General features: G+C 49.3%; 27 protein-coding genes and 1 tRNA gene. 13 read left to right on the forward strand and 15 right to left on the reverse strand.

Annotated features, from left to right (window positions below; genetic code table 11):
• Window positions 1-649 precede the first annotated feature (649 nt).
• The 5 genes from GXP72_RS02640 to GXP72_RS02660 all read left to right on the forward strand — a co-directional run bounded on the left by GXP72_RS02640 (window position 650) and on the right by GXP72_RS02660 (window position 7466).
• Entirely contained in the window at window positions 650-1102 is a 453-nt protein-coding gene (locus GXP72_RS02640) for a YhcH/YjgK/YiaL family protein (protein WP_048992983.1), read from the forward strand.
• A gap of 242 nt (window positions 1103-1344) precedes the next feature.
• Entirely contained in the window at window positions 1345-2253 is a 909-nt protein-coding gene (gene yagE / locus GXP72_RS02645) for a 2-keto-3-deoxygluconate aldolase (RefSeq protein WP_032651481.1), read from the forward strand.
• Between the two features lie 14 nt (window positions 2254-2267).
• Window positions 2268-4235, forward strand: coding sequence for a xylonate dehydratase YagF (gene yagF / locus GXP72_RS02650; RefSeq protein WP_208763455.1), 1968 nt, complete (start codon window positions 2268-2270; stop codon window positions 4233-4235).
• A 226-nt stretch (window positions 4236-4461) separates the two neighbouring features.
• A complete protein-coding gene (locus tag GXP72_RS02655) occupies window positions 4462-5844 on the forward strand; it encodes an MFS transporter (protein WP_208763456.1) in 1383 nt (460 codons plus the stop codon).
• 11 nt (window positions 5845-5855) lie between these two features.
• Window positions 5856-7466, forward strand: coding sequence for a glycoside hydrolase family 43 protein (locus GXP72_RS02660; protein WP_208763457.1), 1611 nt, complete (start codon window positions 5856-5858; stop codon window positions 7464-7466).
• A 4-nt stretch (window positions 7467-7470) separates the two neighbouring features.
• Here the strand turns inward: GXP72_RS02660 and xynR are convergent, their stop codons facing one another.
• From xynR to GXP72_RS22530, 5 genes are all read right to left on the reverse strand, one after another.
• A complete protein-coding gene (gene xynR / locus GXP72_RS02665) occupies window positions 7471-8229 on the reverse strand; it encodes a DNA-binding transcriptional repressor XynR (protein ID WP_208763458.1) in 759 nt (252 codons plus the stop codon).
• A 175-nt stretch (window positions 8230-8404) separates the two neighbouring features.
• Window positions 8405-8839 (reverse strand): DUF3828 domain-containing protein, encoded by a 435-nt coding sequence (locus GXP72_RS02670; RefSeq protein ID WP_090419287.1) that lies wholly within the window; start codon window positions 8837-8839, stop codon window positions 8405-8407.
• 1 nt (window position 8840) lies between these two features.
• Window positions 8841-9203, reverse strand: a complete 363-nt coding sequence (locus GXP72_RS02675) for a hypothetical protein (protein ID WP_045342520.1) — start codon at window positions 9201-9203, stop codon at window positions 8841-8843.
• Between the two features lie 278 nt (window positions 9204-9481).
• Window positions 9482-10486 (reverse strand): ornithine carbamoyltransferase, encoded by a 1005-nt coding sequence (gene argF, locus GXP72_RS02680; protein WP_010427327.1) that lies wholly within the window; start codon window positions 10484-10486, stop codon window positions 9482-9484.
• On the reverse strand, window positions 10456-10551 hold the full coding sequence (locus GXP72_RS22530; RefSeq protein ID WP_213014347.1) for a hypothetical protein: 96 nt from the start codon (window positions 10549-10551) through the stop codon (window positions 10456-10458). Before GXP72_RS22530 ends, argF begins: the two co-directional genes overlap by 31 nt.
• A gap of 99 nt (window positions 10552-10650) precedes the next feature.
• Here GXP72_RS22530 and rraB point away from each other — a divergent pair, with 99 nt between their 5' ends.
• The 4 genes from rraB to GXP72_RS02700 all read left to right on the forward strand — a co-directional run bounded on the left by rraB (window position 10651) and on the right by GXP72_RS02700 (window position 12825).
• Window positions 10651-11076 carry a ribonuclease E inhibitor RraB gene (rraB, locus tag GXP72_RS02685; RefSeq protein ID WP_023324077.1) on the forward strand — a complete coding sequence of 142 codons (426 nt, stop codon included), beginning with the start codon at window positions 10651-10653 and terminating at the stop codon, window positions 11074-11076.
• Between the two features lie 46 nt (window positions 11077-11122).
• Window positions 11123-11881 carry a tRNA isopentenyl-2-thiomethyl-A-37 hydroxylase MiaE gene (gene miaE, locus GXP72_RS02690; protein ID WP_047742961.1) on the forward strand — a complete coding sequence of 253 codons (759 nt, stop codon included), beginning with the start codon at window positions 11123-11125 and terminating at the stop codon, window positions 11879-11881.
• A gap of 30 nt (window positions 11882-11911) precedes the next feature.
• A complete protein-coding gene (locus tag GXP72_RS02695) occupies window positions 11912-12634 on the forward strand; it encodes a topoisomerase II (RefSeq protein ID WP_208763459.1) in 723 nt (240 codons plus the stop codon).
• A 106-nt stretch (window positions 12635-12740) separates the two neighbouring features.
• Window positions 12741-12825 (forward strand) — tRNA-Leu (locus tag GXP72_RS02700).
• A 380-nt stretch (window positions 12826-13205) separates the two neighbouring features.
• Here GXP72_RS02700 and GXP72_RS22535 read toward each other — a convergent pair.
• The 4 genes from GXP72_RS22535 to GXP72_RS02720 form a co-directional block, all read right to left on the reverse strand.
• Window positions 13206-13421, reverse strand: coding sequence for a hypothetical protein (locus GXP72_RS22535; RefSeq protein ID WP_244319936.1), 216 nt, complete (start codon window positions 13419-13421; stop codon window positions 13206-13208).
• A gap of 138 nt (window positions 13422-13559) precedes the next feature.
• Window positions 13560-14234 (reverse strand): hypothetical protein, encoded by a 675-nt coding sequence (locus GXP72_RS02710; protein ID WP_208763460.1) that lies wholly within the window; start codon window positions 14232-14234, stop codon window positions 13560-13562.
• A 359-nt stretch (window positions 14235-14593) separates the two neighbouring features.
• Window positions 14594-16096 (reverse strand): SIR2 family protein, encoded by a 1503-nt coding sequence (locus tag GXP72_RS02715; protein WP_208763461.1) that lies wholly within the window; start codon window positions 16094-16096, stop codon window positions 14594-14596.
• A gap of 207 nt (window positions 16097-16303) precedes the next feature.
• Complete coding sequence (locus tag GXP72_RS02720; RefSeq protein ID WP_208763462.1) at window positions 16304-16600, reverse strand: DUF3223 domain-containing protein; 297 nt, start codon at window positions 16598-16600, stop codon at window positions 16304-16306.
• 587 nt (window positions 16601-17187) lie between these two features.
• Between GXP72_RS02720 and GXP72_RS02725 the strand changes: the two genes are divergently transcribed.
• Genes GXP72_RS02725 through GXP72_RS02735 form a run of 3 tightly spaced genes read left to right on the forward strand, consistent with a single transcriptional unit; the run spans window position 17188 to window position 19954 of the window.
• The gene (locus tag GXP72_RS02725; RefSeq protein WP_244319937.1) at window positions 17188-17988 is read left to right on the forward strand and encodes a sce7726 family protein; all 801 of its coding nucleotides are present in this window, start codon (window positions 17188-17190) and stop codon (window positions 17986-17988) included.
• A 6-nt stretch (window positions 17989-17994) separates the two neighbouring features.
• Complete coding sequence (locus GXP72_RS02730; protein WP_208763464.1) at window positions 17995-18927, forward strand: sce7725 family protein; 933 nt, start codon at window positions 17995-17997, stop codon at window positions 18925-18927.
• A 1-nt stretch (window position 18928) separates the two neighbouring features.
• On the forward strand, window positions 18929-19954 hold the full coding sequence (locus GXP72_RS02735; protein WP_208763465.1) for an RES domain-containing protein: 1026 nt from the start codon (window positions 18929-18931) through the stop codon (window positions 19952-19954).
• Between the two features lie 115 nt (window positions 19955-20069).
• On the opposite strand, the gene GXP72_RS02740 is transcribed toward GXP72_RS02735, so the two are convergent.
• Entirely contained in the window at window positions 20070-20939 is an 870-nt protein-coding gene (locus GXP72_RS02740; protein WP_208763466.1) for a phosphorothioated DNA-binding restriction endonuclease, read from the reverse strand.
• Window positions 20940-21240: 301 nt separating this feature from the next.
• On the opposite strand from GXP72_RS02740, the gene GXP72_RS02745 reads away from it, so the two are divergent.
• Window positions 21241-21714, forward strand: coding sequence for a SymE family type I addiction module toxin (locus GXP72_RS02745; protein ID WP_100397468.1), 474 nt, complete (start codon window positions 21241-21243; stop codon window positions 21712-21714).
• A gap of 74 nt (window positions 21715-21788) precedes the next feature.
• Here the strand turns inward: GXP72_RS02745 and GXP72_RS02750 are convergent, their stop codons facing one another.
• The 5 genes from GXP72_RS02750 to trpS all read right to left on the reverse strand — a co-directional run bounded on the left by GXP72_RS02750 (window position 21789) and on the right by trpS (window position 24958).
• Window positions 21789-22160 carry a hypothetical protein gene (locus tag GXP72_RS02750; protein ID WP_100397469.1) on the reverse strand — a complete coding sequence of 124 codons (372 nt, stop codon included), beginning with the start codon at window positions 22158-22160 and terminating at the stop codon, window positions 21789-21791.
• 115 nt (window positions 22161-22275) lie between these two features.
• Window positions 22276-22755 carry a type VI secretion system tube protein TssD gene (gene tssD, locus GXP72_RS02755; RefSeq protein ID WP_208763467.1) on the reverse strand — a complete coding sequence of 160 codons (480 nt, stop codon included), beginning with the start codon at window positions 22753-22755 and terminating at the stop codon, window positions 22276-22278.
• A 2-nt stretch (window positions 22756-22757) separates the two neighbouring features.
• Complete coding sequence (locus tag GXP72_RS02760; RefSeq protein WP_047072507.1) at window positions 22758-23105, reverse strand: hypothetical protein; 348 nt, start codon at window positions 23103-23105, stop codon at window positions 22758-22760.
• Window positions 23098-23781 (reverse strand): hypothetical protein, encoded by a 684-nt coding sequence (locus GXP72_RS02765; protein WP_208763468.1) that lies wholly within the window; start codon window positions 23779-23781, stop codon window positions 23098-23100. Before GXP72_RS02765 ends, GXP72_RS02760 begins: the two co-directional genes overlap by 8 nt.
• Before the next feature lie 172 nt (window positions 23782-23953).
• Window positions 23954-24958: a tryptophan--tRNA ligase gene (gene trpS / locus GXP72_RS02770; protein ID WP_208763469.1), complete on the reverse strand. Its 1005-nt coding sequence runs from the start codon at window positions 24956-24958 to the stop codon at window positions 23954-23956.
• Between the last annotated feature and the right edge of the window lie 4 nt (window positions 24959-24962).

The following is a 24962-nucleotide window of genomic DNA, read 5'->3' on the forward strand; positions in this document are numbered from 1 at the left end:
ATAAAAAGGGCATGCGCCATGTAACGTATTTAATTACATGGCGGCTAAGCTCAATTGATTTCGTAATTCATACTAGGCAGTTAAATAATCCGTATTGTGATATTGCTCACGCGAAAATGGATATTAGGCGGTTTGTTTTCATTTGCATGATTCGCATCAGATAATGATTAATTTCATATTAGTGAGGGATGAATAGCTAAGCAGGATCCGGTGGCATTATTTGGGTTTGTTATTATTTTGTAGATTTTAATCTTTTGACATATATTGTTATGTGACTGATTTTAAACGATAAGAGCCATGAGTGAGAATGGCTATGCAATTAACGTAATTAACTATTTTTGACTTAAGAAAAATCAATAAATAATTATGGTTTTTTAGAGCAAATTATCAAAACAGTAAAGTGTGAGGCGGCAACAGGTTTTGTTAATTAGAGTGCATGATCAAGAGGTTAGAGCAGCCGTGGGATAAGCGCCGATCGAGGTTATGCATAACCCCTGCATAAATGCCCGGGCAGGATTAACAGTGAATTAACACCTTTCCCGATAAACATGCGCTCGCGCAAACCTCGTCCAAAAAGGGCTGGTATGGCAGCCGGGATTCTCGTATAAAAGATAAAAATGAAACATTGTTTTATATTGAGGGTTGAAACATGATTATCGGCAACATTCACCATCTGCAGTCCTGGCTGCCTGACGATCTGCGTCAGGCCATTGAGCACGTCAAAGCCCACGTCACCGACGCCACGCCGCTCGGGAAACACGACATCAACGGCAACAGCCTGTTTTATCTGGTCTCTGAAGATACAACCCAGCCGTTCGCCGAGCGCCGCGCCGAGTACCACGCGCGCTATCTGGATATTCAGATCGTGATGAAGGGTCAGGAGGGGATGACCTTCAGCACCCTGCCGCCCGGCACGCCCGACACCGACTGGCTGGCGGAGAAAGACATTGCGTTCCTGCCGGAAGGCGGGCAGGAGAAAACCGTGGTGCTGAGCGAAGGGGATTTCGTGGTGTTCTGGCCGGGCGAGGTGCATAAGCCGCTGTGCGCGGTGGGGGCACCTGCTAAGGTCAGGAAAGTTGTGGTGAAGATGCTGGTAGAGTAACCCTTACCCCTCACCCTAACCCTCTCCCCAAAGGGGAGAGGGGACTGCACCGAGCCATCTTTTCCCCCTCGCCCCTTTGGGGAGAGGGCCGGGGTGAGGGGCAATATGTGATCCAGCTTAAATTTCCCGCACTCCTTCCTCATCTCTCATTTACCTGCGCTTTTTCTGCGTCATAGTATGATCGTTAAATTAATGAACGCTGTTCTATAATGTAGAACAAAATGATTCAAAAAGGAGATCTCATGCCGCAGTCCGCGTTGTTCACGGGAATCATTCCCCCAGTCTCCACCATCTTTACCGCCGACGGCCAGCTCGATAAGCAGGGCACCGCCGCGCTGATCGACGATCTGATCAAAGCAGGCGTTGACGGCCTGTTCTTCCTGGGCAGCGGCGGCGAGTTCTCCCAGCTCGGCGCCGAAGAGCGTAAAACCATTGCCCAGTTTGCGATCGATCATGTCGATCGTCGCGTACCGGTCCTGATCGGCACCGGCGGCACCAACGCCCGGGAAACCATTGCGCTCAGCCAGCACGCGCAGCAGGCGGGGGCGGACGGCATCGTGGTGATCAACCCCTACTACTGGAAAGTGTCGGAAGCGAACCTGATCCGCTATTTCGAGCAGGTGGCCGACAGCGTCACGCTGCCGGTGATGCTCTATAACTTCCCGGCGCTGACCGGGCAGGATCTGACCCCGGCGCTGGTGAAAACCCTGGCCGACTCGCGCAGCAACATCGTCGGCATCAAAGACACCATCGACTCCGTCGCCCACCTGCGCAGCATGATCCACACCGTCAAAGCCGCTCACCCGCACTTCACCGTGCTCTGCGGCTACGACGATCATCTGTTTAATACCCTGCTGCTCGGCGGTGACGGGGCGATCTCGGCGAGCGGCAACTTTGCTCCGCAGGTGTCGGTGAATCTTCTGAAAGCCTGGCGGGATAAAGACGTGGCGAAAGCGGCTGAGTATCATCAGACCCTGCTGCAAATCCCGCAGATGTATCAGCTGGATACGCCGTTCGTGAACGTGATTAAAGAGGCGATTGTGCTCTGCGGCCGCCCGATCTCCACGCACGTGCTGCCGCCCGCGTCACCACTGGACGCGCCGCGCAAGGCACAGCTGAAAACCCTGCTGCAACAGCTCAAGCTCTGCTGAGCCGGACGATAACCATGACCATCGAGAAGATTTTCACCCCACAGGACGATGCGTTTTATGCGGTGATCACCCACGCGGCGGGGCCGCAGGGCGCGCTGCCGCTGACCCCGCAGATGCTGATGGAATCCCCCAGCGGCAACCTGTTCGGCATGACGCAGAACGCCGGGATGGGCTGGGACGCCAACAAGCTGACCGGCAAAGAGGTGCTGATTATCGGCACCCAGGGCGGCATCCGCGCCGGGGACGGACGCCCGGTCGCGCTGGGCTACCACACCGGCCACTGGGAGATCGGGATGCAGATGCAGGCGGCGGCGAAGGAGATCACCCGCAACGGTGGGATCCCGTTTGCGGCCTTTGTCAGCGATCCGTGCGACGGGCGCTCTCAGGGTACGCATGGCATGTTCGACTCCCTCCCGTACCGCAACGACGCGGCGATCGTGTTTCGCCGCCTGATTCGTTCCCTCCCCACGCGCCGGGCGGTGATTGGCGTCGCCACCTGCGATAAAGGGCTGCCCGCCACCATGATTGCGCTGGCCTCGATGCACGACCTGCCGACCATTCTGGTGCCTGGCGGGGCGACGCTGCCGCCAACGGTGGGGGAAGACGCGGGCAAGGTGCAGACCATCGGTGCGCGCTTTGCCAACCATGAACTCTCCCTGCAGGAGGCCGCCGAGCTGGGCTGTCGCGCCTGCGCCTCGCCGGGCGGCGGGTGTCAGTTCCTCGGCACGGCGGGTACCTCGCAGGTGGTCGCGGAAGCGCTGGGTCTGGCGCTGCCGCACTCCGCGCTGGCCCCGTCCGGACAGGCGGTGTGGCTGGAGATCGCCCGCCAGTCGGCGCGCGCGGTCAGCGAGCTGGATAACCGCGGCATCACCACGCGCGATATCCTGACTGACAAAGCCATCGAAAACGCCATGGTGATCCACGCGGCGTTCGGCGGCTCGACGAATTTACTGCTGCACATTCCGGCCATCGCCCACGCGGCGGGCTGCACAATCCCGGACGTAGAGCACTGGACGCGCGTCAACCGTAAGGTGCCGCGCTTGGTCAGCGTGCTGCCCAACGGCCCGGACTATCACCCGACCGTGCGCGCCTTCCTCGCGGGCGGCGTGCCGGAGGTGATGCTTCATCTGCGCGATCTCGGTCTGCTGCATCTGGACGCCATGACCGTCACCGGCCAGACGGTGGGCGAGAACCTCGACTGGTGGCAGGCTTCCGAGCGCCGTGCGCGCTTCCGCCAGTGCCTGCGCGAGCAGGATGGCGTGGATCCGGATGACGTGATCCTGCCGCCGGAGAAGGCAAAAGCGAAAGGGCTGACCTCAACGGTTTGCTTCCCGACGGGCAACATCGCGCCGGAAGGATCGGTGATCAAGGCCACGGCGATCGACCCGTCGGTCGTCGGTGAAGATGGCGTTTACCGCCACACCGGCCGGGCGAGGGTGTTTGTCTCGGAAGCGCAGGCAATCAAGGCCATCAAGCGGGAAGAGATCAAGCAGGGCGATATCATGGTGGTGATCGGCGGCGGGCCGTCCGGCACTGGCATGGAAGAGACCTATCAGCTCACCTCCGCGCTGAAGCATATCTCGTGGGGCAAGACGGTGTCGTTAATCACCGATGCGCGCTTCTCGGGCGTGTCGACAGGCGCCTGCTTCGGCCACGTGTCGCCGGAGGCGCTGGCGGGCGGGCCGATTGGCAAGCTGCGGGATAACGACATCATCGAGATAGCCGTCGATCGGCTGACATTAACAGGTAGCGTGAACTTTATCGGCACAGTGGACAACCCGCTGACGCCGGAGGAGGGCGCGCGCGAGCTGGCAATGCGGCAGACGCACCCGGACCTGCACGCCCACGACTTTTTGCCGGACGACACTCGCCTGTGGGCAGCATTACAGTCGGTCAGCGGCGGCACCTGGAAAGGCTGTATTTATGACACCGATAAAATTATCGAGGTAATTAACGCCGGTAAAAAAGCACTCGGACTTTAATTATTTTTCACGCGGTTGTCGTCTACGGAATATATTCCGTGGACGGCTTTTGCTTGTCTTTGTTTTATCAATTTAAACAATAAGTTGTGATATATCGTTGGCGTCACAAAAGCAAAATAAAGTAATTCAGAAATAAGATATGACCATTGCTGGTTAATTGAACAGCTCATTACACTCCATTAACACGATGTTGTAATTCAGCACACTACATAAGGGTGTAATTCTGATGACGCAATTAACCATGAAAGACAAAATTGGCTACGGGCTGGGTGACACCGCCTGCGGCTTCGTCTGGCAGGCCACGATGTTCCTGCTGGCCTATTTCTACACCGACGTCTTCGGCCTGTCGGCGGGCATTATGGGGACGCTGTTTTTAATCTCCCGCGTGCTCGACGCCGTGACCGACCCGCTGATGGGGCTGCTGGTAGACCGCACCCGCACGCGGCACGGCCAGTTCCGCCCGTTCCTACTGTGGGGCGCCATCCCGTTTGGCATCGTCTGCGTGCTGACCTTCTACACGCCGGACTTCTCCGCGCAGGGCAAAATCATCTACGCCTGCGTGACCTACATTCTCCTGACCCTGGTCTATACCTTCGTTAACGTGCCCTACTGCGCCATGCCCGGCGTCATCACCGCCGACCCGAAAGAGCGTCACGCCCTGCAGTCCTGGCGCTTCTTCCTGGCGGCGGCGGGCTCGCTCGCCATCAGCGGCATTGCCCTGCCGCTGGTGAGCATCATCGGCAAGGGGGATGAGCAGATGGGCTATTTCGGCGCCATGTGCGTGCTGGGCCTGACCGGCGTGGTGCTGCTCTACGTCTGCTTCTTCACCACCAAAGAGCGCTACACCTTTGAGGTGCAGCCGGGCTCGTCGGTGGCGAAAGATCTGAAGCTGCTGCTCGGCAACGGCCAGTGGCGGATCATGTGCGCGTTCAAGATGATGGCGACCTGTTCCAACGTGGTGCGCGGCGGGGCGACGCTCTACTTCGTCAAATACGTGATGGATCACCCGGAGATGGCGACCCAGTTCTTACTCTACGGCAGCCTCGCCACCATGTTTGGCTCGCTCTGCTCCTCCCGACTGCTGGGGCGCTTCGACCGCGTCACCGCCTTCAAGTGGATCATCGTCGTCTACTCGCTGATCAGCCTGCTGATTTTCGTCACCCCGGCGGAGCACATCGCGCTGATTTTCGCCCTCAACATCCTGTTCCTGTTCGTCTTTAACACCACTACGCCGCTGCAGTGGCTGATGGCCTCTGACGTGGTGGACTACGAGGAGAGCCGCAGCGGGCGCCGCCTCGACGGCCTGGTGTTCTCCACCTACCTGTTCAGCCTGAAGATTGGCCTGGCGATTGGCGGGGCGGTGGTGGGCTGGATCCTGGCGTACGTCAACTACTCCGCCAGCAGCAGCGTGCAGCCGGTTGAGGTGCTGACCACCATCAAAATTCTGTTCTGCGTGGTGCCGGTGGTGCTCTACGCGGGCATGTTCATCATGCTGTCGTTTTACAAGCTCACCGACGCCCGCGTGGAGGCCATCAGCCAGCAGCTGATCAAGCACCGCGCGGCGCAGGGCGAGGCCGTTCCCGACGCCGCGACAGCCGCATCCCATTAACCGGAGGCACTATGCAAATCACTAACCCTATTCTGACCGGCTTCAACCCGGACCCGTCCCTGTGTCGTCAGGGCGAGGACTACTACATCGCCACTTCGACCTTCGAGTGGTTCCCGGGCGTGCGCATCTACCACTCCCGCGACCTGAAAAACTGGTCGCTGGTCAGTACCCCGCTGGACCGCGTGACGATGCTGGACATGAAGGGCAACCCGGACTCCGGCGGCATCTGGGCGCCGTGCCTGAGCTACGCCGACGGCAGGTTCTGGCTGCTCTACACCGACGTGAAGATTGTCGACTCGCCGTGGAAAAACGGCCGCAACTTCCTCGTCACCGCGCCGTCCATTGAGGGGCCGTGGAGCGAGCCGATCCCGATGGGCAACGGCGGGTTCGATCCGTCCCTGTTCCACGACGACGATGGCCGCAAATACTATATCTACCGCCCGTGGGGGCCGCGCCACCACAGCAACCCGCACAACACCATCGTGATGCAGGAGTTTGATCCGCAGACTGGGACGCTCTCGCCCGAGCGTAAAACCCTGTTTACCGGCACGCCGCTCTGCTACACCGAGGGCGCGCACCTCTATCGCCACGCGGGATGGTACTACCTGATGGTGGCCGAAGGGGGCACCAGCTACGAGCACGCCGCCGTGGTGCTGCGTTCCAAAAACATCGACGGGCCGTACGAGTTGCACCCGGAGGTGACGATGATGACCAGCTGGCACCTGCCGGAGAATCCGCTGCAGAAGAGCGGCCACGGCTCGCTGCTGCAGACCCACACGGGGGAGTGGTTCATGGCCTACCTCACCAGTCGGCCGCTGCGCCTGCCCGGCGTGCCGCTGCTGGCCTCCGGCGGGCGCGGCTACTGCCCGCTGGGGCGCGAGACCGGCATCGCCCGCATTGAGTGGCGCGACGGCTGGCCGTACGTGGAAGGCGGCAAGCACGCGCAGTTGACCGTGAAAGGCCCGCAGGTGGCGGAGCAGCCTGCAGCCGTTCAGGGCAGCTGGCGGGACGATTTCGACGCCAGTTCGCTCGACCCGGAGTTGCAGACCCTGCGCATTCCGTTCGACGACACCCTCGGCTCGCTCACCGCGCGCCCGGGCTACTTACGGCTCTACGGCAACGACTCGCTCAACTCGACCTTCACCCAGTCGACCGTGGCGCGCCGCTGGCAGCACTTCGCTTTCCGCTCAGAAACGCGGATGCAGTTCTCGCCGGTCCACTTCCAGCAGAGCGCGGGGCTGACCTGCTACTACAACAGTAAAAACTGGAGTTACTGCTTTGTGGACTACGAGGAGGGGCAGGGCAGAACGATTAAGGTGATCCAACTCGACCACAACGTGCCGTCGTGGCCGCTGCACGAGCAGCCGATTCCGGTGCCGGAACATGCGGAGAGCGTCTGGCTGCGTGTGGACGTGGATACGCTGGTTTACCGCTACAGCTACTCGTTCGACGGCGAGACGTGGCACACCGTGCCGGTAACGTATGAGGCGTGGAAACTGTCGGATGACTACATCGGCGGGCGCGGCTTCTTTACCGGCGCGTTTGTGGGGCTGCACTGCGAGGACATCAGCGGTGACGGCTGCCACGCAGACTTTGACTACTTAACCTACGAGCCGGTTTAACGGCTCAGGCCGGGTAGCCCAGCGCGCGTGACAGCTCGAGCCCGGCCTGCTGAAGCTGCTCGCGGAAATTAGCCAGCTCTGCGTCGTCCACGCGGGAGGTCAGCGTCGACAGGCTCAGGGCGGCGATGACGCGGGATTCGTGGTTCCACACCGGTACCGCCACGCAGCGCACGCCCTGCTCGTTCTCTTCGCTATCCAGGGCGTAACCCTGCTCGCGGGTCTGCGTCAGGGCGGTCATTAACGCTTCGCGAGAGGCAAGGGTAGAAGGGGTATAGGTGGTATACTGATAGCCCTCAAGCAGAGCGTTCAGCTCGGCCTCGCCCAGCCAGGCAATCAACACCTTGCCGATGGCGGTGGCGTGAACCGGCAGGCGGCGGCCGATGCGTGAATAGGCGATGGCGGCCAGCTTGCCTTCAATCTTCTCGATATAGACCCCTTCACGCCCGTCCAGGATCCCCAGATGGGTGGTCTGCCCGGTCCGCTGGGACAGCTCCGTCAGCCAGCCTTTCGCCTTCTGACGAATATCGATGGAGCCCACGACAAAATGGCCGCGCTCGACCAGCTTCATGCCGAGGCGATATTTGCCGTTCTCCGAGTTCTGATCGATATAGCCGTGAAGCTGCAGGGTTTTCAGCAGCGAGTGGAGGGTACTCTTGCTCAGCCCCATCAGTTTGCTGATGTCGGTGATCTTAAGCTCGGTGGCCTGCTCGTTGAACAGGTCGAGGATCTGCAACGCACGTTCAACAGACTGAATAATCGGCATAATGCTGGTATGTCCACGCTGGAATTAAGGCGAAAACGTACCTTTTTCGGGGTGAAAAATCAATGAAATGGAGCCGGTGTTCTCCCTCTCCCTGTGGGAGAGGGCCGGGGTGAGGGCATCAGGCCGCAGCGCCACCCGGCAACAAAGGCGGCTACATTATTGTTAGCGGGGGACATCAATTATTATCCCGAGCGGCGACAGACTGGATTTTCCAGACCCCATCTTCTTTAACCATGCAATCAATGACTGTGTGCTGGGTCTTTTTGCCAAACGTGATATTCACGTTTACACAGACCGGGTCTGAATCATACGAATCAATAGCCACATTCTCAGCCCAGTCCTCGCCGATATATTGCGATTTCATAAAAAAATCAGCCTCGTAAAATTCAGCGTCGGCATAACGGGGATCGACTGCATGACGTAATTTTTTCATGGTGCTGGCCGTAACGAACTTATCGATTTCATTTCCCTGTTGGATGGGATAACGATCATTGTTCACTTGTTTGACGTACCAGCGATTGAATTCAAGGGCGCGCTGCATCGGTATCTGAAAATCTTCGGCCCCCAATGCTGCTGTGCTGAATAATAAAATTAAGATGAGCTTATTCATATTAATAATGCCTGTATAAGGTGACGGCTGGCTGGAGTTGGCGATACGTTGGCCCCGGGTACATTGTTCTCTGTTTAAAATCTGAATACCAGGTTCCAGCGCCATCGTAAATACAGACATGACCGTACTGATTCGGGCCGGGCAAGGCATCAATCACCGCGATATCCCCCTCTATGGGGGTGCCATAGACTTTTGAGAACCCTGCTTTTTCAAGAGAACGCCAGAAGTCCTTAGCGTTTGCCCCTTCGATTTTAAGCCCTCCGGCTCGAATGGCGGCGGCGATTGCGCGAGCGCAATAGTGTCCAGTATGGGTTAGTGCGTGGCTACGGGCGTATGACACAGCTTCATGCTTATTCCATGACATAAATAATCCTTATTAACGAAATGCAGCAATAAGGAAATATTACGCCGATAATATACGGTGTTTTGTAAATGATAATGACCTGATATTAACCATTATCTACTCAATAAATAATGGTTAATAAAAACATAAATTCTTATTATGGTTAATGTCTATCTGAGAAAGCGTCAGTAAAATGAATTCTTCTTCCTGACGACAACCCTGTTGTCGTTTTTTAGTGTTTGCTCCCTCTCCCTGTGGGAGAGGGCCGGGGTGAGGGCATCAGAACGCAGAGGACCCAATCACTCCCCAAGCGTCGCCACCATCACCGCCTTAATCGTATGCATCCGGTTTTCCGCCTGGTCGAACACGATGCTCGCCGCCGACTCAAACACCTCGTCCGTCACCTCCATCCCGCCGTGCAGGTCGAACTCCTTCGCCATCTGCTTCCCGAGCGTGGTCTGGTCGTCATGGAACGCCGGCAGACAGTGCAGGAACTTCACGTCCGGGTTGCCGGTCAGCGCCATCATCTGCGCATTCACCTGATACCCGCGCAGCAGCGCGATACGCTCCGCCCACTTCTCTTTGGCTTCGCCCATCGACACCCACACGTCGGTATAGATAAAGTCTGCGCCCTTCACGCCCGCCGCCACGTCTTCCGTCAGCGTGATTTTCCCGCCGTGCTTCTCCGCCAGCGCGCTGCACTCCGCCACCAGGCTCTCTTCCGGCCAGCAGGCCTTCGGGGCCACCAGGCGCAGATCCAGCCCGGTCAGCGCCGCTGCTTCCAGCATTGAGTTGCCCATGTTGTTGCGCGCGTCACCCGCGTACACCAGCGTCATCTCGTTAAACGCCTTGCCCGGCAGGTGCTCCTGCATGGTCAGCAGGTCCGCCAGCAGCTGCGTCGGGTGGAACTCGTTGGTCAGCCCGTTCCACACCGGCACGCCCGCGTACTGCGCCAGCGTTTCGACGACTTCCTGGCCGTGCCCGCGATACTGAATGCCGTCGTACATCCGCCCGAGCACGCGCGCGGTGTCCTTAATTGACTCTTTATGCCCAATCTGGCTGCCGCTCGGCCCTAAATAGGTGACGCGTGCGCCCTGGTCAAATGCGGCAACTTCGAAAGAGCAACGGGTACGGGTCGAGTCTTTTTCGAAGATGAGCGCGATGTTTTTACCGGTAAGTTTCTGTACTTCCTTGCCATTTTTTTTATCGGCTTTGAGCTGTGCGGCAAGGGTCAGCAGAGAAGTGAACTGTGCAGGGGTAAAGTCGAGCAATTTCAGAAAGTGTTTCTTGTACAGATCAGACATTTTATCCTCACATGGCGAACGCCACTTATTGAATTAAAATTCACTTTATATGTGTAATTATTCATTTGCAACCCCGTTTCACAAATCTTTCCAACAAAGGTGGAGGCAAACCCGTCCGTGTGTGAAAATAGAAGTATCTGCCGCACTTTAAAGAGGATTGAGCCATGGCAAACCCGGAATTACTGGAAGAGCAACGCGAAGAAACGCGTCTGATTATTGAAGAGCTGCTGGAAGACGGTAGCGATCCGGACGCGCTGTACACCATCGAGCACCATTTCTCTGCGGATGATTTCGACGCGCTGGAAAAAATGGCCGTGGAAGCCTTCAAGCTGGGTTACGAAGTGACCGAGCCGGAAGAGCTGGAAGTGGAAGAGGGCGACACCGTCATCTGCTGCGACATCCTGAGCGAAGGCGCGCTGAAGGCGGAGCTGATCGACGCGCAGGTCGAACAACTGATGAACCTGGCCGAGAAGTTTGACGTGGAATACGACGGCTGGGGAACCTACTTCGAAGATCCGAACGGTGAAGACGGCGAAGAAGGTGACGACGAAGATTACATCGACGAAGACGACGACGGCGTGCGTCACTAAGTGATTCAGGCGGTGGCACGCGCCACCGCTTTTTCAAGGCAGAACCATGGATTACCCGCAGATACTCGCCCCCGTACTCAACTTCCTCCAGTGCCCGACCCCGCAAGCATGGATTGATAAAGCCCGCGACCCGGCGAACCTGCCGCTGCTGCTCACCGACCACATGGTGTGCGAGCTCAAGGCCGCCCAGACCGCGCTGCTGCTGGTGCGTAAATACGTCGCCGACGAAAGCGGTGCCGACGCGCTGCTCGACTGGCTCAAACCCTACGAACAGTTCACCTTCCGCGACGGCCCGGAGCCGGACTTCATCGCCCTGCACAGGCAGATTGGCAAAAGCGTGATGCCCAAAACCGACGACCCGTGGGGCCAGGCGCTCATCGACAGCATGGTGCTGCTGATTAAAGAGGAGCTGCACCACTTCTGGCAGGTGCGCGAGGCGATGCTGGCCCGCGACATTCCGTACGTCAAAATTACCGCCAGCCGCTACGCCAAAGGGATGCTGAAGGAAGTGCGCACCCACGAACCGCTGACGCTGATCGACAAGCTCATCTGCGGCGCCTACATCGAAGCCCGCTCATGCGAACGCTTCGCCGCGCTGGCCCCGTTCCTCGACGACGACCTGCAGAAGTTCTATCTCTCGCTGCTGCGCTCGGAAGCGCGCCACTATCAGGACTACCTGACGCTGGCCCAGCAGGTGAGCGACGACGATATCTCACCGCGCATAAAGCTTTTTGGCGAAATTGAAGCCACACTTATCTCGACACCGGACCACGAGTTTCGCTTCCACAGCGGCGTGCCGGTGTAAACCGGCATAGCGAAAGGATAAGGATGCGAGATGAATAAAACGTGGACCCGTATTGTGATTGTCGTCGTCGCGGCCGCCGCCGTGGCGTTCTGGGTATTCTTCGATAAGCAGCGTGCCCCCGAACACCAGATTGATACCACCCTCAACGCGATGCCCGCCTGGCAGGTGATTAAGGAGCAGGAGCCCGCGCTGCATCAGCGCATCCTCGACCAGATGGCCGCCCTGCAAAAAGCGGGCGAGCCGGAGCAGCAGATTATCGACACCATTCAGCCGCAGATCCTGCATCTGCAGATGTCGCGCCTGCAAAACGCCCCGGACGCCAACGTGGTGAACTACATGACCATCAACATGGAACAGACCGCCGCCATCCAGAAGGTGAGCGACGACGCCTGCTTCCGCTTCCTTTACCCGACGGTGAAGGGCGGCGTGAACCCGATGCGCATGCTGGATAAAGACCTGATGACGCGGCGCATGCAGGCCGACGCCGACATGATGCGCGCGGCCTACGGCAAAAACCGCCACACCGTGACCCCCGCCGAACGCGAGGCTGCCGTCGAGGATGTCCGACCTATTATGAAGCAACTTGCCGAAAAGTACGGCGAGGATATCCAGCTGCTGCAGATGCCGGAGAAGGCGGTGGGCAAAGAGAAGCTCTCCTGCGATATGGTGCAGGAGATGTGGGCGAAGGTGCTGGCGCTGCCGGAGCAGAAGGCGGCGAGGGTGATTCGACTGGCGGTGTCTGAGCTGGAGTGACAAAGGGCGCTGGTTTTTTGGGCACTTAGCGCGGGTTTAGCGCGTCGTCGCTTGCATGGCGGCGCGCGACCGGTATAATCCACAACGTTTCCGCATCCCCTTCAGTGCCGAAGTGGCGAAATCGGTAGACGCAGTTGATTCAAAATCAACCGTAGAAATACGTGCCGGTTCGAGTCCGGCCTTCGGCACCATACAAAGCTTTTTTAAGTCTACCAACGTCTACTTTAGTTTATAAAAACAGTAAGTTAAGTGAGTTTCTGACTCGACTTAGGCTGTTCACGTCTACTTACGATTGCATCGCTTTTATGATGTGAACCTGGCTTCAATGCATATTGAACAACACCAAAGAAGCTTTTTCCCCTTTTGATCCTCTGCATTCCCTTCATAAGAAAAAACTATCTGAAAAAGGGCTCAAAAGCTGTAAGAGATGATCGAAGCTCTTTAATTTTTTTATAGCGAAGATCTCTATTTTCGTTAACTCACTATTACTATTTTTAGTGTCGGGATGATTTATCAGCTTGTTTAACTTTTTGGATATATTGGAAAATAATTGCCATGCTTCTAAATTAATTTAAGTAATAGCAGAAGGAAGATTTTGATGTAAAGCCATACGGAGCCATTCAGCGCGATTATATCCGTATCTTTTATCGTCTAAGATTAATAATTCTTCGTAATTAAATCTTACACTTACATTATGTGTCCTTTTTAACTGTTTTGGTAATAACTTTACGCCGAATTTTCCTCTGTTGCTTTTAAAAGAATCTTTATCAAAAATTGCATCATTCATATGAACCTCTTTTCATATTATATAGAATAACAATATGTCTTATAGTAAATTATTTGAAAGTCAAGATGAAGTAGCTTCATCATCTAAGAATGTCGTGTAGAATTTAGGCGACTGGATCATCAATCGCCAGAAATACCATTAATTAATATTGTTTTTTTGTATGGACAATAATTCTTCTTGCATAAATTTTCTCTTATCTAATTGAGATTTAATTTGTTCATTTACTGATTCTAAGAGATACTTTGTTTTCGATGCTTGTTCACATGTATTGCTATAACCTACAGGATTTTCTTTATCACATTCTTTCTGGGAGTAACCATAATCAGCACCAAGTAAGGATTGTTTGCTATATAATTGTTTAATATCATTATCGAGTGCTGCAAGGTCATTTTTTAGGACGGAAATATTCTTTTCCAGATTATTATTTGAAGTCAACTTGGCATTGTACGAAAATTCTGCCAACTGATTTTTTTGAGATTCTACTGTTTGTGAAAGCTGTTTGTTTTTAATTTCGTATTCATTCAATTGTTTCTGATAAAGACTGATTATTTTATCAATTTGAATTGAATTTTTATGTTCATTTTCACTTGCATCTTTAGCTAACTGTTCCCTCAACTCCCTATTTTGTTGATGATAAAAATCACGGTCCTTGGTTAAATTATCAATTGTGTAGGTAAGTCCTTGAACTATGAAAAATTGCATTGCTAGATAAACAATAGCCCCGCCACCCACAAAAATAGAGAAATAAATCACTAATGGTTTAATATGTTGATTCTCTTTTATTTCTTTAATAACGGAATCTAGTAGCCCCATAAAACACCCTCTGAAAAAATAAAACACAGTAGACTTATTCTATTGTGTGAGAAGTTATTAATCAAATCACGGATACCACTGCTTCTGATAGTGCTAAACTTAGGTCTGTACTCCAATATTCCATTCATTCTTAATGAAGTAGAAAGTGAAAATAAGAATAGTACTATCCCCATAACAATACGAACAATGAATAGGCAATAAACAGGCAAGGTTTTGCAGCGGTAATGTATATCATAAATAGTATAATTGTAGAGCTAACTGGGGAAAAATAATAACAAAACTATTTTCAGAAAGTCAGTTTTGTTGTTCGTGGTTGTAGCTGATTGCATATAAGTTCCATTGATGAAAAATTATTACAACTATAAATGTTGGTAGTTCTTGTAATCATATAGACAAAGTAATCTTCTGTAGGATGTGCTATTTTTATCTATACAATCTAAAAGAAACGATTTTACTTCACCAGACGTTAATCGGTTTTCATAATAACTATGAAAAATACAATCATCTTTCTTTGATAAAGGGATTGTCTGATTTGAAATTATTTCTGAAATAGCATTGTGATTATTGCTACAATTGTTAGCGGAGGTTCTTTCAAAATGATCTGCAAGTTTTCTCCTCTGTTGTTCTTTATAAATATCGATATTTTCTAATTCAGGGCAAATTTCGCTAAATGCAAAGATTGGAAAGAATTGAGAGCTTTGTATCTTTTGTTTATTTAATAATATAATTAGCTGTTTATTCGCTTCTTCTACAATTTTGAAATAATCCTGCATCATTTCAGGTTTCGTTTGAAATTCATATTTGACTCTTTTATGCGAGCCAACTGCTAGAACCATTTGCCCATTTTTTAACTGATCTAAATCTTCAGTTATTTTTACCTCTATGTCACCACCACTCTTGATCTCATTCCAAACCTTTTGAACTTTTCTTATATCCATCGCTGAAACTGGGAGAATAAGGTTAGATAAGTTCGAAAAAATAGATCGGTAGTTATCTGTTTTTATTTTATTTATACGTATGGTTGTGCCTGACCCAATATATATGTCATGCTCAGATATAGTAGTTGAAGTTGAACCTGATTCATATTCAACCAAAAGAAAGTTGTTACGAATCTTGTTAGCTAAATCAGAATTTGTAGGAACATAAGAAAATATAGTTTTTAAAATTTGTTGAATGTTTCTGTCGCTAATACTGTAACCTATAAAAATAACTGGGTTATGTATAAATAATGAAAGCAACTGTGCTCTTATTAATTCATATTTGCTATCAAAATGGTTATAGTCCTCTTCTGTAATCGTTAGTTCAGAAGGGGCAGATACACAACCATGTATTTTATAAACAGAGCCATAAGGATTACTTAGCAATATACTATTACCGATCAAAGGTTCAAATTCAAAAAAATGCTCAATCAAAGTATCATAATTAGTTGTAATGATAGAGCCGATGTTTTTTCGCATTTTAATAAGTTCAGCTATTTCATCATCCTTATCTTCTCTGATGGTCACATTAGATAATAAGTGTGTAATGTATATCTTGAACCTACTTAAATTGATTCCTTTATCCATTTCGCGATAAAAAATATCATTTATTTCTTTGAATTTTCCATTTCTATCTTTAGATAAAGTAGCATTAAAAATTTTCTCTATTTCGCTGGCGATTTTATCATATTTATATTCACCATTGAATTGACATTTTGATTTAATATCAAGGTATGTTTCTTTATCACTAGTGAGTTCAAAACAAATATGTGAAAGTAACCCATTCCAATCAAAGGAGTTTGAAAGGTATCTCAAGCTAAACCCAGTTCCAATGAAGAGCACTGGATGGTTCCGGTAGTTTGCAATAAATTCTTGAATTTCCATCTTTTCCCTATTTTATCCTGTTGATTTTAATTGTTTTTTTGTAATCTTGTTACCGATTATTATGGCTCCTAAGTATTACTGTTGTCCAGTATGAATGCTTGAAAATTAGACATCAACTTTTTAAGATAGAAGGAAACTACATTAATAATATTGTGCACGACCTAAAATAAAAGTTTAGCTTGGATTTTTGAGCCTATATAGAAGAGATTATTTGGTCTTCTTTAAGCATTTAACTGCATAATGAAAAGATATATCTTCAAGCCCATCATTTGTTTTAATATAGAAGCACGTTGTACCGTGTATTGATTTACCAATTGTAATTCCTAGGAAACCATTTGAAGTTTTATGTTTCCATTCGTCATGGTTTTGAAGCAGGTCTAAGATAAAATCATAATTTTCACCATTAATTTCATCACCGTCATTTGTGAGCGAAATTATATTTTGGGCTTTAGTTATGATATCAGACTTCTTTTTGTAGATTTCGTTGTTGATTAAATAAGACATAGTTATTCCTCTTCTCCATACAAGTAACAAAGTTAAGTATTCTCCATCATGTTTAGTACATCATGAAAACTAAATTTGCAAATGAAAAATTACTTAGGATTGGTTTTTTATTTCTTTAAAGTTATTTTACAGTTTTTTTAGTTAAATCATATAGTTAAATTAATTGCAAAATTGATTATTATCTTTCTAATGTATAGTTTATTAATGTTTCCAATATGGTGATAAATTCATTTAAACTCCCGTAACTTCAATAGTTTGTGCTATATCTCACAACTTCAAAGTTTGTAGATACCTATAATGAATTTGAATGAAGGACAACATTCCAATTGCTTACAGATTTCTTTGCAGAGCACTGCTGGTTTGATAACCTAGGGCAAAGATTTTTCATAGCTTTCCTACACTGAAGAACGACTTTTATGTGGGTTGTGCTAAGGATTTTGATGGTAACCAAGCAAGATCCTGAACGATGGACTATGTGATTCACCATGATGAGAAGTAACGAACTTAACTCTTTTCAATTGACTGCTTTAAGTAGACTTTTTTCCGCTTCCGTCTTCAGCGAGATAGCGAAAAAAGGGCAGTCTCCTATGTTTGCTCGTTCTCTCCGAGAGACCGAGATTTTTGACCATGCAGATACTCTTGGGATTACCGTTGGTGAAGCATTCAATGAGGCATTTGCCTTACTTAGACAAACAGGCTTGCGGAATGAGTATGTTTATCGTTCTGCACTCACACATAATCTTTTGCTTGGGAAGCATTCATTAAGAACAGCCTGTATGCTTAATGAATTCAGAATCGGCTCTTGCAAAGCTGATCTTATCATACTGAACGGGACAGGAACGGTTTACGAAATAAAATCCGAAAGGGACTCCTTAAGCCGTCTACAAAACCAAATAACAAACTACCGTAAAGCATTTGGGAAAATCTATGTGATAGCAGGTTCAGAGCATATAGATGATGTGCTGAAAACAACTGAATCTACGATTGGCGTATTGAGTTTAACCCGATGGAATAGAATATCTACCATAAGAGAAGCTGAAGAAGTCTTAGACTTTATATGCCCTGTAACAATCTTTGAGTCATTAAGAGTTAATGAGGCGAAAATTATTGCTTCCGAGTTAGGTATAAAAATCCCCAACTTACCGAATACTCAAATGCATGGTTTCTTGAAAGAAAAATTTAGTGGCCTACCACCTGTTTCTGTATATAATTTAATGCTAAAAACTCTAAAGAAAAGCAGAAGTTTACTTTCTTTAAGAGAGTTAATTCTCAACTTACCAAAGTCTTTACAACCAGCGGCACTTTCTATTCAGCTTCGCTCTAAGGATCATGAGCGATTAATTAATACTATGCAGATTCCTCTTAATGAGGCATTGTTATGGGAGTGACAAACTATGTATTATCCTTATTTTCGTGGGAAACAATTTGAACTGTTGGCTATTAGAGAAACTGCTAATGTAATGGCTGAGGCAGGTTTTACTCCAATAATAGAGCCTGTGAGAGAGGCTCTTAATGGTCTTGAGCGAACACTGAAAACAATAAAAGAAAATGATGGTAAGGCTATTGTCATCATTAATCCGGCATGTGGAGATCACTCTACCGATGGACAAAGTATAGCTCAATTATTAAAAAAAGAATTTAGTAAGTATGAAAATATTTCTGTAGGAATACTTCTTGATAAGAGTATGACTATTGCTAAGGTTGATAATTTCCTTCATTCAGATCTCGTTCATGAAGTCACCTTTATTCATGCCGGGTTTGATGAGCCAAAAGCTTTACATGAAAGATTTGGGGATGGATACAAACATGTATTTATTTCTAACTATTGTTCTAAAGCTTATCGAAAACATTTTGCGGGTTCAGAAAGAGTTTTAATCAAAGATGGTTTTGAAAAAAGACGAAATGCTGACCATCCCGATTCTGAATTCTTTTCAGATCTTCATCTTAATTATGAAGAAGAGGGTATGAATGGTTTTGGTGATTTCCTAATTGTTGGAGATGAGTTTAGTGAGTCAGGTGGCCCTGCATATGCTGTTGCTATTCATCTCACTTACATTAATACGAAGCATGAAGATGAAATGTACATCTATCATTTTGTTTCGACAACACGTGATACACCGACAGACCCAGCAGGTAAGTTCGCACAGTCCCTTGAAAAATTAATGGCTGCTTTAAATTCAGGCAAATCCATGTTGCTTGAAACGTCGGCTATCAAAGAATTTAGACGATTACATAATCCGAGTCACTTCCCCGGTTTAGGCACAGTCAAAAAATTGTCTATGATTCACCATATAGAAACCTTAGCCGATTTCTTGGATGGTAAATAATATGATCAAGTACTGCTGTGCGAGCTGTTTTGGGGATAATGGTTTAAAGAAAAATATCATACCTTCACTTTCCCCAGATTTTGGCGATTGTTCGTATTGTGGTACCAAAGGTATTGAGATTATTGAGCCTCATGCTTTATTTGATCATTTTAGTTCATTGATAAACATCTACGAAAATCATCCGGATGGTAAGAGTCTAGTCGCACATTTGAAAGAGGATTGGAAGCTATTTTCACATCCTCTTTTAGATGAGGCTCATGCCAAAGAGTTATTAGGTGATATACTTGATGATGGGAATATTGTTAGAAAAACCTTCGTGCTTTCTGATGATTATAAGAGTGAATCTCTCGCATTATGGGATCATCTTTGTCAGGAGCTCATGTATGAAAATAGATATTTTCTCAATAAATCACTTGATACAGATAGGCTTGGCGAGTTATTAAGTTTCCTTGCTTTAGATGATGTTTTTAAAACTTGGTATCGAGCCCGTATTTATGCAGATGATGCTGCTTTTACGATAGACCAAATGGGGGCTCCCCCCAAGAGATTAGTTAGTCATGGGAGAGCAAATCCTACAGGTATACCGTATTTATATCTTGGATCTAAACCAGATATAGCTTTGTCTGAAATTCGACCTCATACAGGTGACAGAGCTTGTGTCGCAGAGTTTACTCTAAAAGATAACATGACTCTAATAGACCTAAGAAACCCTCGTGAAACCGTTTCACCGTTTTTATTAACTGACCCAGGTGAAATGGGTAAAATGCTTGCAGATATACCTTTTCTTGAACGACTTGGTTATGAACTAACAAGACCTGTATTACCTAAAAGTGCAGCCCTTGATTATATTCCAAGTCAATATATATGCGAATTTATTAAGAAAACTGGCTTTCATGGAGTACTTTATAGTAGTTCTGTAAGTGAAGGAATCAATCTTGCTCTTTTTGATCCGTTAAATGCGACTGGAGGAAATGTAAGTATTTATGATATAGATAAAGTCGAAGTTAGTGTAAGTAAACAAGATTAATATACTCTTTGTTCGATTATCACCAGTCGGGAATGATGGTATCATGCCTGTTTTTGTAAATTTAATGCCTTAAAATCATAAGGATAGTTGCGATGTTCGAGTCCGGCCTTCGCGCTTATTCTCTAAACACCTCCCTACGATGCCACTCCACATACCCTTCCTTTGGATAGTTCCCTTTCACCATGGGCAACGCAATCTGCTTCCCGGCAAAATCCCAGAAAAGCCGCTCAACAATCCCACCCCCATTCACCGCCTCAGACACGAGCACCCGCATACTCTCATCCAACCCTATCGATCCCTTATCAAACGCCTTATGATGAATCGCGCACAGCGCTAGTCCGTTCGGGATCTCACACGGTCCGCCAAACTGCTTCCACTTAATATGCGCAGCTTCAAGTCCAACAGAGGCGTTATCATGTCGCATGTTAAACCCGCAGATTGCACACTCATAGTTATAAGCTCGCAGCACCTGCTGGCGGAACAGCGGATCTCGAACCTTAAGGATCTGCCGGATATCAAAACCCATCTCATCCGCGATCTCTTCCTGAATGCTTTCAGGAAAATGCGCTTCAAGGATCTGCTGCGCCAGCGAGCCGATCAGGTTTTTGTTCTTAATCAGAAGCGCAAAGTGCTCTTCATCAAACCCGCCTGCGACGTTATGTTCCACAAGTTCTTTAACGGGCGGTTGCTTACTGCCAGTAGTCGAACAGAACTCAGTATTCTGAAGATCCCAAAATCCATCCCCTTTGAGCCGCCAGAAAGGCATATTCGGGTAATGCGCCTTCCTCTGTGGACCAAAGCGTTCTAACAGGCTAAGCAACTGTTCGTGGACTTCGGTTCCATAATCAAACAGTCGCGCATGCCCCTGCTGATACTTCGCCAGCACGTACAGAAGCAATAAAGGCTTATGCGGTGCACGCTGTTCGCCTTTGCGCCAGATGGTGATGTCGGCAATTGCCTGTTCGAGAGTTTTGCTGGAAGCCATCGCGTTACGGAAGAAAGTAAATAATTGCGATGATGCTCGCAAAACTCAGACCAATCAACCCGCAACTAACAAAAACATGACCTTACCGCACACAACACTATTTCCTGAATCCCCCTCGCAAATTCCAAATTTTCCCCACCCAAAACCGCTGTATTTATATTCAGCCCTGTATAATAGCCACCAGAAATTACGCCGAACGGCGAAGGAAGTATCAAGGAATATTTAAAGAGAGAATTCGCGATATGAAGGTGCTGCAACACCCCCATACCGCTAACCACAAACAACTATCGAGGAGTTGAAAATGGCTGCGACGAATTTTAAGCCAGAGTTTACTGTTTTCAAAACAGAATCAGACGCTTTCACCGGCATGATTGAAAACCGCGAGCTGGTGCGCAAAAACAGCGCCCGCCGACTTCACGGCAACCAGCTCAATGCGGCGCCCGTCCATCCCCGCGCGGAGACGCCGCAGGACAGTGCCGCTTGCTGCGAGCTTTATTCCCGCATAGATATGAAATACCTTCTGCTGGGCGGCGAGTGGTTAACCCGTGCGGGCTTTATCGACGGCATGCCCGTAAAAATCCGCGCCATGAAAGACTGCATTGTGATTACGCCACAGCATACAAGAGAATTATGGGGATGCCTGGAAGGTATGAGCGTGGTGAATATAAATAAAAAGAAAGTGGCGCAGTGGTTGAAGACGTTTCCGGGCGCGTTGAATGATACCGGCGATATACCGGTTGTTAAGCGTGGAACAGGGCAGGCGGTATTGGAGTAACTGTGCTTCCCATCCAATGTAATCCGTGAAGCAATAAAACGGGCATGTCATCTCATGCCCGTTTTAAGTAAAAATCAATCGTGCTTAACCTGCGCTTTCACCGCCTTAACCAGCGCAGCGTGAAGTTTGCCGACGGTTAAATCACATATAACAGGTTCGGGTATGCCACGTATCCAGCGGATAAACCGACAGATGCCAAAAAAGTCTATGCCTTCACCCGTAAACAGATACTCATTCTCTGCGAGAGAGAATGTTTTCCTGTAGCCATCTTCTTCCGTGGCAAGTTTAACGCCAAACGCTTCTTCGCAGTCTTCCAGTAGGTCTTCGCCGTCGATACCGCAAATATGCAAATCGGCCTCAATCAACGTATTGCTATCGATAGGTTTACGATGCTCACCTGAGGAGTTTCGAACAACCTCAATGACTTGAGAGAGTGTGGGTTCCATAATGATGCTCTCCTTTAAGGCGGTAGAAATAATCGCCAGCGCTTCCCGGCGGCGCTCCGCTTGGTCGGACCGACAAGCACAACGTTACCTCGGCCCGAGAAATGTTAAAGTCGGTTCAGGCTATCGCCATATGATTCCAGGCATCTCTGTAAACGATATTCCCGTCACAGTGTTTCCAGGTGATTGCCTCATATCTTAGCTCGATCGTCTCTGTATGCGTTCCTGTTCCAGAACCCGGGAACAGATTTGGCGTGATACCCGTGATTTTTACATTCTCCAGGATAATGTTGAAATATTCTCTCTCGATTCCTGCATCATCAATTTGGTACATTTTTATCGTAGCCGATTTCAGTGTTTGGTTTTCACACAGTGCCCTGATGAGAACCGGTGTCGTTTTATCAAACTCTTTCTGAACGGCAATCGGTGTATGTACGCGGGTACCTGTTAGTCGGCCTGTATTTTCACTCACAGGAATGGTGAGGTGATGAGCGACTGCCTTTAATTCAATAGCACCAAACCGACCGGACACCATGGAACCTCCTGCGACGGGTGAGCCATTAGTATCGGTTAACCAAAGATATGCTGGATTTGACATGGTTATTCCTCATCTATATTTACAAAAGAAGGTAGGTGCAACATCGCCACGACCCATATGAATAAGCCAATAATTTTCAGCGGCCATGGTTCAAGGACAGCTATACAAGCAAATGCACCGATGATCAGTAAGGGACCTGATAACACATCCAGGATCCCGCCAAAAATACGTATCTTTCCTGGCAGTAATTTATTCATTACTAATGAAATAATGTAAGCGCTTAGGGTAATGATGCAAAAGGCGATTGTTTTATCATGCCAGGTTTCGAATTCAACCCAGCTAAGGATATAGGCTAAAACTAAATATGAGCAAAGAAGCAGGTTTATAATGGGGATGATAAACTTACTCATACGCGCCTGCCGTAGTGTGTGCAGTTAGTTTTTCATTAACTTTCTTCATGATCTGATTAAATACAGATTTTCCTTCTGAATAACCTACATGGATAGCATCTACGAAAGGCTGTACGGCATCAGCGAACAGAAAATAAAGTAGGTCGTAGTCTCTGGGTCTTAGTAGTTGATATACCTCTGGGGCTTCGGCTTTGAGTCTGTCAGATGTTCTGATTGATCGTTCAGCCATTCCCCCAAACAAAAGGAGCGTGCTCAGTGCCGTGATTGGGTTGCCTTTCCCTTTAAAAACATGAAACGTGAAGGACGTTCTTTCAATAACATGTTTCGCGATAGTAGATGCAATAATATTGGTTGATACTCTACCTGCGATTGAAGTCATTACAGATCTGTATATTTTATCCTGCTCCGCCTCAGTTAAATATCTGTTGAACGCTTCGAATATGGCTTTAACTGCATTGACAATGTTCTCGTAATTCAAAATGTCGTTTTTTATGGCAGTGAGCATTCGTATTCGTTGAGTTTCACGAGCATACCTGGTATCCGTGTCAAAGATACCATAAATCAGATATCCATAATCTAGCGGTACAGATAGCCCTCCATTTATAAGCCCAGTAACTGTATCAGGAGAAGCTATTATGTTGCATAATCTCCGGGCTATATCTTCTACATCGGCCATAATAATCCTTTAAATGCGCAATAAAGGATTTATCAATGTAATATTAATGTGACTGAAGCAATTTATTTTATCTAAACAAGAAATTAAGAATTGTTATAGGTATCAATTTTATCTTTAATGAGATAATTAGCGGCTTCATGCTAACCCCCCGCATTCCACCGCTAAATTGACTTTAACTAAACACCGGCACCCCCAGTCCCACCTTCACCTCCCTCAACGTCGCCTGCGTCACCCCCTGCGCCCGTTCGGTCCCGCGCTTCAGCATCGCCATCAACTCTCCCTTATCCTGCATGTATATCGCCCTCCGCTCCCGCATCGGCGCAATCAGCTCCTGCAAACACCCCTCCAGCTCGTTCTTGCAAACCCGGTCGCCCAGCCCACCCGCCTGATAGTGCGCCTTCATCGCCGCCACTTTCTCTTTGTCCGGGTGAAACGCGTCGAGGTAGGTAAACACCACGTTCCCCTCAATCTGCCCCGGGTCGCTCACCTTCAGGTGGTTCGGGTCGGTGTACATGGCGCTGACCGCACGGTGAATGGTCTCTTCGCTGGCCGAAAGGTGCAGCGTGTTGCCCAGCGATTTCGACATCTTGGCGCTGCCGTCAATGCCGGGCAGGCGGCTGGTGTCGCTCAGCATCGCCTTGCAGTGGCGCAGCACCGGAGCAGGCAGCAGGCTATTCATCTTGTGCACAATCTCGTTGGTCTGCTCAATCATCGGCAGCTGGTCGTCGCCGACGGGCACGCACTCGGCCTTGAACGCAGTGATGTCCGCCGCCTGGCTGATGGGGTAGGCCATAAACCCGACCGGCAGCGAGCGGGCAAAGCCCTTCTGCGCAATCTCGTTCTTCACCGTCGGGTTACGCTCCACGCGGGCGACGGTGACGATGTTCATATACAGCATCGTCAGCTCGGCGAGGGCGGGCAGGGCGGACTGCAGGCAGATGGTGGTCAGGTTCGGGTCGATACCGGCGGCGAGGTAGTCGGCCAGCACTTCGGGGATGTTGTCGCGGATTTTCTGCGGGTTGCTGCCGTTGTCGGTCAGCCCCTGCAGGTCGGCAATCAGCACAAACTGGCTGTGCGTCTGCTGGAGCGCCACGCGCTGGCGCAGCGATCCGACGAAGTGGCCGAGGTGCAGCGGGCCGGTTGGGCGATCGCCGGTGAGGATGGTTTGCTTGTTCATAAAG

Source organism: Enterobacter sp. SES19 (assembly GCF_011765665.1).
GTDB classification, from domain to species: domain Bacteria; phylum Pseudomonadota; class Gammaproteobacteria; order Enterobacterales; family Enterobacteriaceae; genus Enterobacter; species Enterobacter pseudoroggenkampii.